This is a genomic window from Cupriavidus sp. D384, assembly GCF_001652915.1.
Classification (GTDB): Bacteria; Pseudomonadota; Gammaproteobacteria; order Burkholderiales; family Burkholderiaceae; genus Cupriavidus.
Genome location: NZ_BBQI01000043.1, coordinates 62,715 through 76,594, shown reverse-complemented (window position 1 = coordinate 76,594; position 13,880 = coordinate 62,715). Strand labels below are relative to the sequence as shown.

Below are 13,880 nucleotides of genomic sequence, written 5' to 3'. Positions count from 1 at the left end.
TGTTGCTTAAGCTATTCCGGTGAGAGAGTGCTTCTGTTCATGCAAAAGATTGCAGAGGAAAATCGCTCGTAGCTGTCACAATTGTCCAGGCGCTCGACTGCTTGAGCAAGCGCAGGATACTTGCCGTGATCTCTGTTCACCGGCCATTCATTCGAAAGGCGTTGCGTAAGTGCTTGAATTTCCTGCCAGTCGAACACAAACGGATGTGGTGGAGCAAAGAGTTGGGTCTGCACGGTTCCATCATCAAAGTGGGCGTCAATGGAGCAGTGCCAACGGTCTAAGTTGTCCGACGCATGAACTCTTATGCAGAGACAGAGCTCATGCAGCGAGCCGCAATCGAATTCCTTGTTGAAATGCTGGGTGCGAGGTAGGCCATCTCGCAAAGTGGCCGCCAGCATGAAGGGCAGGCTCATTATCGCACCTGCGGGCGATGAGAAAGGGCCGTACGCGCGTATGCCAGGATAGCCTGCATCCGAAGGATGCAGGTGGACGTTGATCTGGGTCACCTTCTCCGGGGCGACATCGGACCTGCGAAAAACCTCGCGGAGTGCATGCACTGGGCCCTGGTTGAAAGCGCAGCCCGGGTATGGCTTGTATGCCATCTCCAGGATGCGCCATCCAGTAAAGTCGAAGTTCGGGTAGCCTCCAGAGTATGCACGGGCGAATCCATTCTCGCCTTCCAGACATCCCGCACTCCCTTGCATCCCGGCACGTGCTAGGAGCGTTGCGCTCACAGCATCGCGGCTAGCTTTGGCTACTTGGAGTCGCCACTCGTGGGAACCGTCAATCCAGGTCTGCAAGGTGCCTGAGGAGTACTGGGTCGCAATCGACAGGGCATTCGCCGTTTCCAGTACGGAGAGTCGAAGTAGGCGTGCGCAAGCAACTGCTGCACCGATAGGTCCAAAGACTGGTGTCGCACGGAAACCTCGCTCACCGCTCTGACGGGCAAGCCCTTTCGCTAGGCGAGGAATGACCTCGTAGCCGGCCAAAATTGCCGACAGGACGTCCTCCAGGGAACTCACGCACTCGTCGGCGAGCGCCAGTACTGCCGGGATAACGACGCACCCTATGTGTGTGACGACTTCAGGATGCGTGTCATTTTGGCCGCGCGCAGTTATCAAGGCAGCGTTGATAAACGCAGCATCTTGTGCGCTCCGTGGACTCCAACCGTTTAGAAGTCGCGAATCGCCCGGTGAGCTGGCTACTGTGGCGAGTATGGCGCCAAGCTCGTCGTCACCGGGGTTCACGGCCAGACCCATAGTCAGGTTGTACAGCAGACAGGCACTCAAAGCTTGGCGTACCGGTTCAGGTGCTTGGCCGATGTCGATTCTCTGCACCCATTCAGCGATTCGAAGGGAGAGAGAGTCGTTCGGGCCGAAATGTGGGTTCTTCACCAGCGCTGCTCCTTTTGAAGTGAACCTTGTGTCCCAAAAATCGATGCGGGCACACCCGTAGCATTCCGGCACTCAAAGAAACACTCAACTCGAAGTCGACAAAGTGTTCACGTTGTGAATAAGGAGCCTCTGGGCTAGCGGGGCCCAGGTGCCTGCAGATGCCAGACATTTCGCCGGAAACGTTCTCTATACCGCGCTAATCAAATGAAATCCCCAACCGGATGCGTTCGCGCCCCGGGTCAGCCTCGCTCGGCGTGGACGGTGAGAAGATGCAAATATTTACATGTTGAATATTTTGCGCATCAGAGCTAGGGCTTCGACAGGGAGCGTCGCAACAATGACATCCGTCATCCATCACTGCACACAGTCACCCAAAACGGTGGCGCGCTCCATAAGCCATGGACCTGAATATTAAAGATCAGACAGTTCTCCTTACCGGGGCTGGAAACGGAATCGGAGAGGCATGTGCGCATGCCTTTGCCAACGAAGGTTGCAAGGTTGTAGTCACCGACGTATCAGCTGAGGCGGCGGAGCGTGTCGCCGCTGAGATTAACGCCGCCGGTGGTTTGGCCTTGGGCTTCCAGATGGACGTCTGCTGCAAAGAGTCTGTGCGCTCTGGTGTCGCTCGGGTGGAGAAGGTATGGGGAACCATCGATGTTCTCTTCAACAACGCTGGGTTCTCTCGAGATAACGCCGTTGAGACCATGACCGATGAGCAATGGAGCACCGTTCTGGACGTCAACCTTACGGGGCAGTTTCACTGCATCCGGGAAGTGGTTCCGGGCATGAGCCGCCAGGGGTTTGGCCGAATCGTGAATATGGCCTCGCGTGCTCACTTTGGAGAACTGAACAAATCCAACTACGCCGCCGCAAAGGCTGGCGTCATTGGCATGACGAAGGCCCTCTCGTTAGAGCTGGGGCCTCGCGGCATCACTGTCAATGCCGTCGCCCCAGGGATTATCGAAACCGAACGCGTCCGGAATCTCCCTCAATTTTCGGGGATGGAAGAGCGGGCACTCGCGAACATGCCAATCCAGCGGATCGGCCGCCCAAAAGAAGTTGCTGCAGCGGTGCTGTTTCTATCGTCCGCTCACGCCGGCTTCATCTCGGGAGAGACCCTCCACATCAGCGGTGGCCGTTACGGTTAGGAACAAGAGAATAAAAGCACATAAGGAGACAATGAAATGATCACCCGTCTAGTAGCACTTGGCATCACGGCAACGCTTCTTTTTGGCCCAGCAAGCGAGGCAAATGCAGAAGCCTGGCCCTCTAAGGCAACTCCTATCCGCTTGGTTATTCCATTCCCTCCGGGCGGCACTACGGACATGTTAGGGCGCATGGTGGCGCAGGGCCTTTCCAAGGAGCTCGGCGTCCCAGTTGTTGCAGAGAACTTGCCTGGTGCAAATGGAAACCTTGGCTTGTTGGCAGTGCGGCGGGCGAAGGCTGATGGCAACACCATCATGTTGGGGACGCCAGGGCCGATGATTGTCAACAAGTACATCTACGACACCATCGCCTTTGACGCGAAGGACGCTCCGGCGCCCATCGCTTTGGTGGCCGAGTTGCCGAATGTTCTGATGACCCGCCGCGACCTCCCGGTCAAATCAGTTGCAGAACTAGTGAAGCTCGGGAAGGCAGACAAAGGAAAGCTAACGTTCGGTAGTCCTGGCGTAGGCGCGAGCGGTCATGTGTCCAACGAGTTGTTCATGCTTAAAGCAAACTTCTCGGCCACACACGTTCCGTACAAGGGCAGTTCTCCAATGCTCACTGACTTGATGGGAGGGAACATTGACTTTGCGGTCGACCAAATTTCATCGGCCCTCCAATTCATCAAGAGCGGTCGTCTGAAGGCGTTGGCAGTCACGTCGAAGACCCGTTCATCGCAGCTACCGGACGTTCCTACCCTGCAGGAGGCCGGGATTCGTGACTATGAGGTGTCGGTCTGGTTCTGTCTGGCAGCACCTGCGAATACACCCGCTGAACGTGTGCGGGTGCTGAATGCCGCGACCAACAAAGTGCTTTCCGACCCCGCAGTTCGAGAGCAAATCGCAGTGATCGGCGCCCGCCCGCTGGGTGGTAGTCCACAAGACCTTGCGCGTCGTATTGCTGATGAAGAGAAGAACATCGTCGAAGTGACCCGTGTCGTGAATTTCAAGAACTAGTTTCCTATCGCCGAGAGCAGACCTTCTTGCCCAAACACCAATCGCCTAACTCACACGGTTGAATCAATCATGAGCTTGATGAAAGACGTCTTTACCGGAACGGTGCACAGCAACGGCCTTCCGATTTCCTACTACGACTCCGGCCCCCATGCCACGAGCCAGCATGTCATCGTGCTGCTGCATGGCACAGGCGGTTCAGCGGAGAACAACTTCTGGGCGCTATTCCCCATGCTGGCGATGCGGCATCGCGTCGTCGCACTCGATTTCCAAGACCCGCTGTCCGGAGATGCTACGGGCGAGCACTATGCGGACCAGGTGGCACAAGTGGTCAAGGCAGCCGTGAAGGACGGCGAACGTGTGCATATCGTGGGTTACTCGTTTGGCGCTGTCATCGGCGCCTTGGTGGCAGCGCAGCATCCAACGATTCTCGACTCACTGACCTTGGTTGCCGGGTGGATCAAGACGGATACCCAGCAACGGCTCCGCAATTCAATCTGGCAGCAGCTCCATGAGACTAGCAATGACGCTCTCGCCTCGTTTTCGGTGCTGACCAATTTCAGCCAGAGCTTTTTGAACGCGAAGAACGAGCAGGAGATTGCAGCACTTGTTGATGGCGTGAGAAAGGGCCCGGACCGCTCCGTCAAGATGCGGTTCAACCGAGATGTGGATATAGGCTTTGCATTGACACAGATTCGCACGCCAAGTTTGGTCATTGGCTGTACCCATGACCAAACGACACCAGTGCGTCATTCCAAAATGCTCTTTGGCGCGCTCGAAAACTCCCGCTACGCCGAATTGAACTCTGGACACGGCATTGTCCATGAGCGGCCGTCGGAGCTGTTTGTCACTATCGACGCGTTTGTTCGAGACCCCGAAGGGTCTCCTGCTGGCCATATCTTCAACAACAGCCACGCCTAACTACCGGGAAACCGAAAATGGAACAATCCAAAGTGAAGCACATCGGCATGCTCGTCGAAACTGACATTCTGATTATCGGCTCCGGCTTCTCGGGGCTCGGCATGGCAGTTGCCATGAAGAGGGAGGGTAAACACGACTTCCTCGTTCTCGAGCGTGCCGAGGATGTCGGGGGAACTTGGCGTGACAACCACTACCCCGGAGCAGCGTGCGATATTCAATCGCATCTGTACTCCTATTCCTTCCGGCCCAACCCACGCTGGAGCCGTGTCTACGCAAGCCAACCCGAGATTCACGCCTACCTTCGGGATACCGCTGAGGCAGAGGGTGTTCTTTCGCACCTTCGATTTGGCGAAACCGTGCTGAAGGCTGAATGGCTAGTTGAGCGCGGGGGTTGGCGTGTTGCGACCACGAATGGTGAGTACTTTGCACCGGTGCTTGTTTCCGCTGCTGGTCACCTGTCCGACCCCTCGTACCCGGATATCCCTGGTCTGGATAAGTTCAAGGGTAAGGTGTTTCATTCCGCCCGCTGGGATCACTCCTATGACTACTCTGGCAAGCGTGTCGGCGTTCTCGGCACCGGAGCCTCGGCCATCCAGATTGTGCCAGAGCTTGCCAAATCTGCTGGCCGACTCACCGTATTTCAACGCTCCGCACCGTATGTGATTCCGCGTCGTGATCACGTGTACAGCGAGGCGGAGAAAGGGTTGTTCGAGCGTTTTCCGGAAGTGGCCCAGGAGCTTCGCGACGAACTTTTTTGGGGAAACGAGAGCCGTTTCCCTCAACGCCGCCAGGTACCCGCCTTTATTGAGCAAATCAAGTCGACGGCCCTCAATCATCTCCGCAACCAAGTTCTGGACGACAGCCTCCGCGAGAAGCTGACTCCGCAGTACGCCATCGGCTGCAAGCGCATCCTGATTTCGAACGACTACTATCCGACGCTGCAGAAGGAAAACGTTGCGCTGGAGATTTCTGGTATCGCCAGCATGGATGAAAACGGAGTCATTCTGAAGAGCGGCGAGAGGGTCGATCTGGATCTCTTGGTCGTTGCTACTGGGTTCGAGGCCGCCGACTTGCCTATTGCTGAAGTGATCCACGGCACGAACGGCCTCGCGCTCGCGGAGAAATGGAAATCCGGCGGCCAGGCGTTTGCATGCACTTCGGTGGCAGGTTTTCCTAACTTCTTCTTCATGCTCGGACCAAACACGGGCCTTGGTGCCGGCTCCATGGTCTTCATGATTGAGACTCAGATCAACTACATTCGTGAGGGCATCAACTACGTTTTTGAGAATGAGGTGACTGTTGACCCCAATGCTGCGGCAGAACGCGAATACGTAGAAGGCATCTATCGGCGTAGCGCTGGCACAGTCTGGGTAGAGGGTGGCTGCAGTAGCTGGTATCTGCACCCTTCGAATGGGAAGCTTACAACGCTGTGGCCGGACTTCATGACGCAGTTCCGAAAAGAGAACGGCAGCTTCTCGCCTCGGGGCTATGAGATTTCGCCGCGCAATGTGGCAGCTATCGTCGCTCAAATGGAGGAAGCATGAGCTGGCCTGACGCTAGCAGAGCCCGGGTTGCCGTATTGGGCGCGGGTCTGATGGGCCATGGTATTGCCCAGGCGTTCATGACCTCCGACTTTGATGTGGCAATCTGGGACCCAGTGTCGCAGGCGCGTGAAGCGGTTCGTGAGCGCATCGCTGAGCATCTCGAACTGATGGGCGACCCACGGGGCGTAGACGTACGGGTGTGCAGCACCCTGCAAGATTGCGTTAGGGATTGCGACGTCGTTGTTGAAGCTGCTCCCGAGAGCGTAAGTACGAAGCGTGAGTTGATCCGGGAAATTGACTTGGTCAATTCGGAATGCATCATCGCGTCGAACACGTCAGTTCTGCGAATTACCGAGATCGCAGAAGGTTCTGCGGACCCTGGACGCGTCGTTGGCACGCACTGGTGGAATCCACCTTACTTGATGCCGTTGGTAGAGGTGGTTCGAGGCGAACTTACCCGGGAAAGCGTTGCGAAGCAAGTGTCGCAATGGCTGTCTAAGGCAGGCAAGACCCCGGTGGACGTCTACCGTGATGTGCCGGGATTCGTAGGAAATCGCATGCAGTTCGCGCTCGTTCGTGAGGCGGCCCACATTGTCGAGCAGGGCATCTGCTCTGCTGAGACGGTGGACCTGGTCGCGCGGTTGACGTTCGGGCGTAGGCTAGCCGCGGTTGGGCCGCTTCGCAATGCAGATTTCATCGGTTTGGACCTGACCTGCGCAATCCTGGATTATCTGTCGCCTTCCTTGGCTGACAACAAGCGGGCGCCCGCGCTTTTTCGGGAAAAGCTTGTTGCCGGCAAGGCCGGAGCCAAGGCTGGCGGCGGGGTCTACCAATGGGCTGACGGGGAACGCGCAGCTGCTGAACAGCACCTTCTGAATCATCTGATGACGATGCATCAGAATGGTACCTAGGCTGGCTTGATGAGAAATGAAACACTGAGGACTCGAGGAGTTTAGGAGGAGACTAGAAGATGAGAAAGCAAAAGACTGCCCTTGTGACAGGAGGTAGTAATGGGATTGGACGCGCGACAGCTCAACGATTGGCGGACGACGGATTCCGTCTAGTCACTGTCGACAGGGCTGCGCCGAAGGAGCTACTGCAAGGCGAGTTGTTCTGCCAGGCGGATCTTCTGAATGCCTCGCAGCGCGAGGACACGGTTGCGCGGATTGCGCGTGAGTTCGAGGTTGACGTTCTCGTAAACAACGTTGCGGTGGTCAAGCTGGCGCCGGTTGAGGAAGTGGCCCTAGAGGATCTGCGGACTAGTGTAGACCTTAACATCGTCGCTGGCCTCCGATTCAGTCAGGCTGTCATTCCAGGTATGAAAGCGCGTGGCTACGGACGGATCGTGAACATCGCTAGCCGTGCTGCCCTCGGTAAGGAGCTCAGAACCTCATATGCAGCCACCAAGGCAGCCGTCATCGGTATAACTCGGACTTGGGCGTTGGAGCTGGCAGCTCATGGCATCACCGTGAACTGCATTGGTCCAGGGCCGATAGCTACCGAGATGTTCAGAGCGGCCAATCCGCCGGACTCAGAGCAGACGAAGAAGATCATGCGCACCATACCGGTTCGACGCTTGGGCGAGCCAGAGGAGATTGCTCACGCCGTAGCCTTCTTCGCAAATGAGAAGGCCGGGTTCACGACCGGCCAGGTTATCTACGTCTGTGGTGGTATGACGGTGGGATTGGCACCGGAGTGATGCTTCTTTACTGCTGCGGCTGAGAGCCTGGGCCTTGTTACCATCCTCAGATATTCCAGACGGAGAGTCACGATGTCGGAGCCTGTCAAAGGCGCACAGACAGTAACCCGGGCACTCAGTGTGCTTAAGCACATATCGCATGCGCACCCATTCGGTATCGCGATCGGAGAGCTGTCTGAAGTTTCCCAGCTTGACCGAGCGACCACTTATAGGTTGGCGAGCACGCTGGTCAGCTTTGGCCTCGTCGAGCGCGATGCGGCAAGAAAGTACCGGTTGGGCGTCGAAGCTATGCAGCTTGGTCTGTCGGCGATGCGCTCGGCGCCTATTGTCGGGCAGCTACAGCCGGCGATGCGACGCCTGGCGCGGCGAACCGAGGATACGGTGTTTCTCGTCGTGCGTAGCGGGGACTATGGGCACTGCATTCATTGCGAAGAGGGCACATACCCGGTCAAGGCAATGGTGCTACAGGTAGGAGGAATGCGACTACTTGGCGTCGGATCCGCCGGCATGACGCTGCTTTCAATGCTGTCGGACGTCGAGGTGCTTGCTCTCTATCAACGACACCAGGAGGAGTTCTCACGTGGGCCATCATTTGCCAAGCTCAAACGCATGGTAGGAGAGGCCCGCGAGCGCGGCTACGCGGATACGGTCGATTTGGTGACGGAGGGCGTAAGTGGCGTTGGGATGCGCTTCGAGCTGTCTGCTGGCAGCCACGCGGCCGTCAGTGTGGCTGCCATACGCAGTCGCATGACCCCAGAGAGAAAGAAGTGGATTGCAGAGATCATCGCCGAAGAGTTGCAGGTTAGTGGCTTTATACCTGCCTATTCACGCGTAAGTTGAGGCAGCAAGTGGCGATCTCCGTCGAGTGTTCAACATGTGAACGCGACAGAGTTTTTGGCTTGCTGGTGCGCCTGCTAGCTATTCAAATCAAAGAAGCACGACGCCCCGATAGATGTCGTGAAAAATATAGAGGAGACATAATGACTATCCTTCGAAGAATCATCGTTTGCTGCGCCATCTCAATGGCTGCGCTCGGAGCCCACGCAAAGGACTTTCCGGACAAGCCCATAAAGTTCATTGTGCCATTCTCGGCTGGCGGTTCGACCGATATTACGGCGCGTGCTGTGGCGGAAGCGATGAGTAAGTACCTAGGGGAGCGTGTCGTAGTTGAAAACCGACCGGGAGCTGCGGGTTCCTTGGGGGCGGCGATGGTGGCCAGGTCCGCGGCTGACGGCTACACGATGCTAGCTGGAGGGGTGGGGCCGATTAGCGTCGTGCCGGAGGTCGACGGGAATCTTCCATACAACCCATCGAAGGATTTGGAGGCGGTCGGTCAAATCACAAACAACGACTATGCCCTGGTCGTAAATAGCGCCAGCTCGTTCAAGACCGTGCGGGACTTGTTCGATGCTGCAAAGGCCCGTCCAGGGCAAGTGAGCTACATGACGACGGGAATTGGAGGGCCGCTACATGTCAGCATGGAGTACTTTGCAAAAAAGCAAGATCTGAAGTTGAATCACATTCCCTACCAAGGAGAGAACCAAGCTGTTACCGACCTGTTGACCGGGCGCCTGGATGTCGCACTCATGTCGGTCACGGCAATTGCTCCTCTGGTCAAGTCCGGTAAGGTTCGCCCAATCGCGCTGATGGGATTCAAGCGCTCGCCGGTCCTGCCTAATGTGCCTACGATCCGCGAATCCGGATATAAGGACTTTGAGATTCCGGTGTGGCTAGGCTTGTTCGTCCCCAAAGGTACCCCTCAGGTGGCCGTTGACAAGCTTCACAGCGCTCTGCAAAAGGCGCTGCAGCAGCAGGACGTTAAGGGCAGGTTGCTCGAGCTCGGTGCCGACCCAGTAGGCGGAAGCCGCGAAGAGTATCTGACATTTCTCTCGTCTGAATCCGTCCGATGGAAGACGAGGGTCGCCGAGACCGGAATCCGGCGGTAAATCGGCTTCTGAAACCACCACGACACCTGCGGGCTACACAAAGTAGTTAATGTCGGGAAAGGTGCCCCACGCAGCGCTCTTCAAGCGCTGCGTGGGGCCGCGTGCCGGCGATTGCCAGGTTGCGTGTGTCGCAGTGCACTAATCGGTACATCCATTTCGTTACGAAGTCAACGAGGCTTCGGTCGTAAGCGTGTCCAGAAGGCCGTCTGGTCACATGGAGATTGCGCAGGCATTCTGATTCCCACTAGATCTGGTGGGAATCAAAAATGGAAGCACGTGGACGCGGGCGGCTACCAGGTTCGAAGAACTACTCCAGGGAGTTTCGGGAGATGGTTGCCTCCGAGGCAAATCATCCAGAGCGCTCAATCTCGGAAGTGGCCAAGGAACATGGGCTAAACGCGAACATGGTCTCTAAGTGGCGACGTGACCAAGCGAGCCGCGCGCAGCCGGGGCCATTGGCGCCACTGCCAGAGCAATCGTTCCTTCCTGTACAAATCGCACCGCTGTCCACCCAGCGATCTGCCGTCATAGTTGAACGCGGAGCCCTTCGCGTACGCTTTGAAGGTCCGACCGACCTCGATGCATTGCGCGTCGTTCTGGCCAGTCTGCGAGACATGCCATGATGCTGGGATTACCTGCGGGCACGCGGGTCTGGCTAGCTGCGGGCGTGACCGACATGCGAGCCGGCTTCAATAGCCTTGCTGCAAAGGTTCAGACCGTTCTTGAACATGACCCATTCAGTGGACATGTCTTTGTCTTCCGCGGCAAACGCGGCGACCTTCTGAAAGTCCTGTGGTGGAGCGGCGATGGAATGTGTCTGCTCATGAAACGGCTCGAGAAGGGACGCTTCATCTGGCCACAGGCAACGAGCGGTACGGTGTGCCTGAGTCCGGCCCAACTCTCGATGCTTCTTGAAGGTATCGACTGGCGCCGGCCGACACGCACTGCACAGCCTATCTCGGCGTTGTAAACCTCGGCACCGCCGCCTAGACTGTCGGCATGACTTCTGCCGACATCCTTCCCGACGACATCGAGGCTCTCAAGAACCTCCTGCGCGAACGTGATGAGAAGCTCAAGCAGTTGCAGGATGTTGTCGACTCTCAGCAATGCGCCATCGCGACAAGCAAGGCCGAGATCGAACACCTGAAGCTGCTGATCGCGAAACTGCGTCGCATGCAGTTCGGCCGCAAGTCGGAAAAGCTGGACCACCAGATCGAACAACTCGAACTACGACTGGAAGAACTCGAGGCGGATGAGGGCGCAGCACCGGTCAGGATTGGCCGTGCTCCGCGCGTACTGCCTGAGCAGGCACAGCGCAAGCCGTTGCCCTCGCATCTCCCGCGCGACGTCCAGGTGCACCTGCCCGTGTCTGCGGAGCGTTGCGCAGACTGCGGGGGTCCAATGAAGCCGCTGGGTGAGGACATCGCCGAACAACTCGAGTATGTGCCGGCGAGCTTCCGCGTCATTCGCCACGTGCGACCCAAGTTCGCATGTTCTTGCTGTGACAGTATTGTGCAAGCACCGGCCCCAAGCCGGCCAATTGATCGGGGTATGGCGGGCCCTGGTCTATTGGCCCACGTATTGGTGTCGAAGTTCGCCGACCACGTTCCGCTCTATCGGCAATCGGTTATCTATGCCCGCGAAGGCGTTGAGCTCGACCGATCGTTGCTTGCAAAGTGGGTGGGGCACAGCGCAGCGTTGCTACAACCTCTTGTGGAGGTGTTGCGCCGTCAGGTCATGGCCGCTTCGAAATTGCACGCCGACGATACTCCAGTCCCCGTGCTTGCACCGGGCAACGGTAAGACGAAAACTGGACGCCTATGGGTCTACGTCCGTGACGATCGTGCATCGTGCGACATGACGCCTCCGGCGGTCTGGTTCGCCTACACACCGGATCGCAAGGGCATCCATCCGCAGCGCCATCTGGAGTCATTCAAAGGCACGCTCCAGGCCGATGCCTATGGCGGGTACCAAGCCATCTATGAAAGCCAGCGGGTGTCCGAAGCTGCTTGTTGGGCACATGCGCGGCGACAGTTTTACGAGCTGCATGTCGCTCGCCCAAACACGCTGAACACCGAGGCCCTGCAGCGTATCGGTGAGTTGTATGGAATCGAGGAAAAGATCCGCGGCAAGCCGCCTGACGAGCGTCAGGCCTACCGGCAAGAGCACGCGGGGCCTTTGCTTGAGCAACTCCGCGTGTGGCTGGCGACGACGCTGGAGACACTCTCCAAAAAATCCGATACGAGTCGGGCGATCCTCTACGCACTGAACAGATGGCAGGCGCTGACCCGCTATTGCGACGACGGTAGATTGGAAATCGACAACCTGCCCGTTGAACGCGCACTGCGCGGCGTCGCCATCGGCAGGCGCAACTACTTGTTTGCTGGCGCGGACTCGGGTGGTGATCGTGCCGCCGCCATCTACAGCTTGGTCGGAACGGCCAAACTCAATAACGTCGATCCCGAAGCCTACCTACGCTTCGTCCTGGAACGCATTGCCGACCATGCGATCAACCGAGTTGACGAGCTCATGCCATGGGTCGTTGCTGATCAGCTTTCTGCGCGCACATAACCTCACCGGCCCAACGTCAAGACGGCCCTGGCGCATCGCTTACCTTCGGTCCGCACGAGCGATGGATAGCTCCGTGAGCGGGCTAACGACTGACAACCGTGGCGCCTAGTCCTCAGTCTTTGGCCAGCATGATCTCCAAATACTGTGTCAACTGAGTCGCTACATTGTCCAGAGGCTCAACACTACGCGTCGCTCGGCAAAGCGCTATGGCGCCCTCTGTGGCCGCGATGACAAGCTGCGCACTCTGGCGAGCTTGATTTTCTCCGACACCAGACATCTGCATGCTTCCGATGAGCAAGGTTTGCCAGTCGTCGAATACCTTGGCCGAGGATTCCAGCAGGGAACGATCAAGGTCTGACTCCGGCTCTGCCACTGCGACTGCTAACACCGGACATCCCGCGCGATAGTCGGTCTGCAGTACAACCTCTCGCCAAAACAAAAAGAACTCGCCGATTCCTTCGACGATGCCGGCCTGAAGTCCCGTGCGAAGCATCTGGCTGACGTAGGCGCCTGCCATAGCAATAGCTTCTGCCACCATCTGGTTCTTTCCGCCGGGGAAGTAATGGTAGGTCGACCCAAGCGGTGCGTTGGCGTGCTTTGCCACTTCTCTAATGCTGGTGGCATTCAAGCCGCGGCGCCGAAGCATGTCGGCTGCCGCAAAAACAAGTCGGTCGCGGGCCGATGCCTGGGGCGAAGTCATTCACAAACTCCTTGCTATAACGATTGTCATAGCATAGCATGGCCTCGACTATAACAGTTGTCATAATCGAGTGCATGAGCACGGTTCGCGCGTGCTGCGCTAAGTAGTGCGCGCCTAACTAGGAGACGAAGGTATGCAGGACAACAACAACGGCGCCGGACGCGTCAGCCGTGAGCAGCGGGAGTCTGTTTTTTTGATTGGTCTGGATCGAGCGGGAAAGCGAAACGCCCTTGACGGCGCTATGCTCGATGACCTCGCACTTGCGATAGGCGAGTATGAGAGGAACGATGAACTGCGCTGCGCCGTGCTGTTCGCGCACGGGGAGCATTTCACAGCAGGCCTTGACATGATGGATCTGGCGCCACGATTGGCGTCAGGAAAGTTTGGCTATCCGGAAGGCGGGATCGACCCATTTAGCGTGTCGGGCGTGCGACGGAGGAAACCTCTTATTGTCGCCGTACGCGGAACCTGTTGGACGGCAGGAATTGAGCTTGCCCTCGCTGCCGACATTGCAATCGCCGCAAGCGATACTCAATTTGCTCAACTTGAGGTTCTCCGTGGCATCCCACCTTCCGGAGGCGCAACTGTCCGCTTTCCTCTGGCCGCTGGTTGGTCGGATGCAATGCGATACATGCTGACTGGCGATGCCTTTGATGCTGAGGAGGCCCTGCGTATGCGGCTCGTTAGCGAGGTGGTCGAGGAAGGTCGCGAGCTTGATCGAGCCTTGGAATTGGCACTTAAGATTTCCACCGCAGCACCCTTGGCAGTCAAAGCGACCCTTGCTTCTGCATCCCAAGCCCGAGACGAAGGAGAGTCTGCAGCCTTGGCGGCACTGAATCCGCGACTTTTCGAACTGGTCAAGTCGGAAGACGTCCGCGAAGGAATCCTCGCCATGATGCAGAAGCGACCCGCGCAGTTCAAAGGACGCTAATGCGTAGACAGGGGA

The 13,880-nt window shown here is 57.5% G+C and carries 14 protein-coding genes; 12 read left to right on the top strand and 2 right to left on the bottom strand.

All coding sequences use genetic code 11. The annotated features are described in order from the left end of the window. Window positions 1–11: 11 nt before the first annotated feature. Complete coding sequence (locus A9J21_RS30955) at window positions 12–1,394, bottom strand: MmgE/PrpD family protein (RefSeq protein WP_082926389.1); 1,383 nt, start codon at window positions 1,392–1,394, stop codon at window positions 12–14. 398 nt (window positions 1,395–1,792) lie between these two features. Between A9J21_RS30955 and A9J21_RS12685 the strand changes: the two genes are divergently transcribed. From A9J21_RS12685 to tnpC, 11 genes are all read left to right on the top strand, one after another. Beyond that, window positions 1,793–2,542 carry an SDR family NAD(P)-dependent oxidoreductase gene (locus A9J21_RS12685; protein ID WP_066736060.1) on the top strand — a complete coding sequence of 250 codons (750 nt, stop codon included), beginning with the start codon at window positions 1,793–1,795 and terminating at the stop codon, window positions 2,540–2,542. A gap of 36 nt (window positions 2,543–2,578) precedes the next feature. After that, entirely contained in the window at window positions 2,579–3,556 is a 978-nt protein-coding gene (locus A9J21_RS12680; RefSeq protein ID WP_066736053.1) for a tripartite tricarboxylate transporter substrate binding protein, read from the top strand. Window positions 3,557–3,625: 69 nt separating this feature from the next. Further along, on the top strand, window positions 3,626–4,474 hold the full coding sequence (locus tag A9J21_RS12675; RefSeq protein WP_066736051.1) for an alpha/beta fold hydrolase: 849 nt from the start codon (window positions 3,626–3,628) through the stop codon (window positions 4,472–4,474). A gap of 17 nt (window positions 4,475–4,491) precedes the next feature. After that, complete coding sequence (locus A9J21_RS12670; RefSeq protein ID WP_066736049.1) at window positions 4,492–6,018, top strand: NAD(P)/FAD-dependent oxidoreductase; 1,527 nt, start codon at window positions 4,492–4,494, stop codon at window positions 6,016–6,018. Continuing rightward, a complete protein-coding gene (locus A9J21_RS12665; RefSeq protein WP_066736047.1) occupies window positions 6,015–6,929 on the top strand; it encodes a 3-hydroxyacyl-CoA dehydrogenase family protein in 915 nt (304 codons plus the stop codon). Before A9J21_RS12670 ends, A9J21_RS12665 begins: the two co-directional genes overlap by 4 nt. Before the next feature lie 59 nt (window positions 6,930–6,988). After that, window positions 6,989–7,717 (top strand): SDR family oxidoreductase, encoded by a 729-nt coding sequence (locus tag A9J21_RS12660; RefSeq protein WP_066736045.1) that lies wholly within the window; start codon window positions 6,989–6,991, stop codon window positions 7,715–7,717. Window positions 7,718–7,789: 72 nt separating this feature from the next. Beyond that, the gene (locus A9J21_RS12655; protein WP_066736043.1) at window positions 7,790–8,557 is read left to right on the top strand and encodes an IclR family transcriptional regulator; all 768 of its coding nucleotides are present in this window, start codon (window positions 7,790–7,792) and stop codon (window positions 8,555–8,557) included. A 140-nt stretch (window positions 8,558–8,697) separates the two neighbouring features. Further along, window positions 8,698–9,663: a tripartite tricarboxylate transporter substrate binding protein gene (locus tag A9J21_RS12650; RefSeq protein WP_066736041.1), complete on the top strand. Its 966-nt coding sequence runs from the start codon at window positions 8,698–8,700 to the stop codon at window positions 9,661–9,663. Between the two features lie 266 nt (window positions 9,664–9,929). Beyond that, window positions 9,930–10,286: a transposase gene (locus A9J21_RS30950; protein WP_082926388.1), complete on the top strand. Its 357-nt coding sequence runs from the start codon at window positions 9,930–9,932 to the stop codon at window positions 10,284–10,286. Further along, complete coding sequence (tnpB, locus tag A9J21_RS12645; protein ID WP_404851371.1) at window positions 10,283–10,633, top strand: IS66 family insertion sequence element accessory protein TnpB; 351 nt, start codon at window positions 10,283–10,285, stop codon at window positions 10,631–10,633. Before A9J21_RS30950 ends, tnpB begins: the two co-directional genes overlap by 4 nt. A 29-nt stretch (window positions 10,634–10,662) precedes the next feature. After that, window positions 10,663–12,234, top strand: a complete 1,572-nt coding sequence (gene tnpC / locus A9J21_RS12640) for an IS66 family transposase (RefSeq protein WP_066736037.1) — start codon at window positions 10,663–10,665, stop codon at window positions 12,232–12,234. Window positions 12,235–12,346: 112 nt separating this feature from the next. Here tnpC and A9J21_RS12635 read toward each other — a convergent pair whose 3' ends face one another. Further along, entirely contained in the window at window positions 12,347–12,934 is a 588-nt protein-coding gene (locus tag A9J21_RS12635) for a TetR/AcrR family transcriptional regulator (protein ID WP_066736035.1), read from the bottom strand. 133 nt (window positions 12,935–13,067) lie between these two features. Between A9J21_RS12635 and A9J21_RS12630 the strand changes: the two genes are divergently transcribed. Then, on the top strand, window positions 13,068–13,865 hold the full coding sequence (locus A9J21_RS12630) for a crotonase/enoyl-CoA hydratase family protein (RefSeq protein WP_066736033.1): 798 nt from the start codon (window positions 13,068–13,070) through the stop codon (window positions 13,863–13,865). Window positions 13,866–13,880: the final 15 nt, after the last annotated feature.

Bases quoted from the DNA above. Each gene is read 5' to 3' on its own strand.
- A9J21_RS12685 (WP_066736060.1), top strand. From the start codon at position 1,793: ATGGACCTGAATATTAAAGATCAGACAGTTCTCCTTACCGGGGCTGGA.
- A9J21_RS12680 (WP_066736053.1), top strand. From the start codon at position 2,579: ATGATCACCCGTCTAGTAGCACTTGGCATCACGGCAACGCTTCTTTTT.
- A9J21_RS12675 (WP_066736051.1), top strand. From the start codon at position 3,626: ATGAGCTTGATGAAAGACGTCTTTACCGGAACGGTGCACAGCAACGGC.
- A9J21_RS12670 (WP_066736049.1), top strand. From the start codon at position 4,492: ATGGAACAATCCAAAGTGAAGCACATCGGCATGCTCGTCGAAACTGAC.
- A9J21_RS12665 (WP_066736047.1), top strand. From the start codon at position 6,015: ATGAGCTGGCCTGACGCTAGCAGAGCCCGGGTTGCCGTATTGGGCGCG.
- A9J21_RS12660 (WP_066736045.1), top strand. From the start codon at position 6,989: ATGAGAAAGCAAAAGACTGCCCTTGTGACAGGAGGTAGTAATGGGATT.
- A9J21_RS12655 (WP_066736043.1), top strand. From the start codon at position 7,790: ATGTCGGAGCCTGTCAAAGGCGCACAGACAGTAACCCGGGCACTCAGT.
- A9J21_RS12650 (WP_066736041.1), top strand. From the start codon at position 8,698: ATGACTATCCTTCGAAGAATCATCGTTTGCTGCGCCATCTCAATGGCT.
- A9J21_RS30950 (WP_082926388.1), top strand. From the start codon at position 9,930: ATGGAAGCACGTGGACGCGGGCGGCTACCAGGTTCGAAGAACTACTCC.
- tnpB (WP_404851371.1), top strand. From the start codon at position 10,283: ATGATGCTGGGATTACCTGCGGGCACGCGGGTCTGGCTAGCTGCGGGC.
- tnpC (WP_066736037.1), top strand. From the start codon at position 10,663: ATGACTTCTGCCGACATCCTTCCCGACGACATCGAGGCTCTCAAGAAC.
- A9J21_RS12635 (WP_066736035.1), bottom strand. From the start codon at position 12,934: ATGACTTCGCCCCAGGCATCGGCCCGCGACCGACTTGTTTTTGCGGCA.
- A9J21_RS12630 (WP_066736033.1), top strand. From the start codon at position 13,068: ATGCAGGACAACAACAACGGCGCCGGACGCGTCAGCCGTGAGCAGCGG.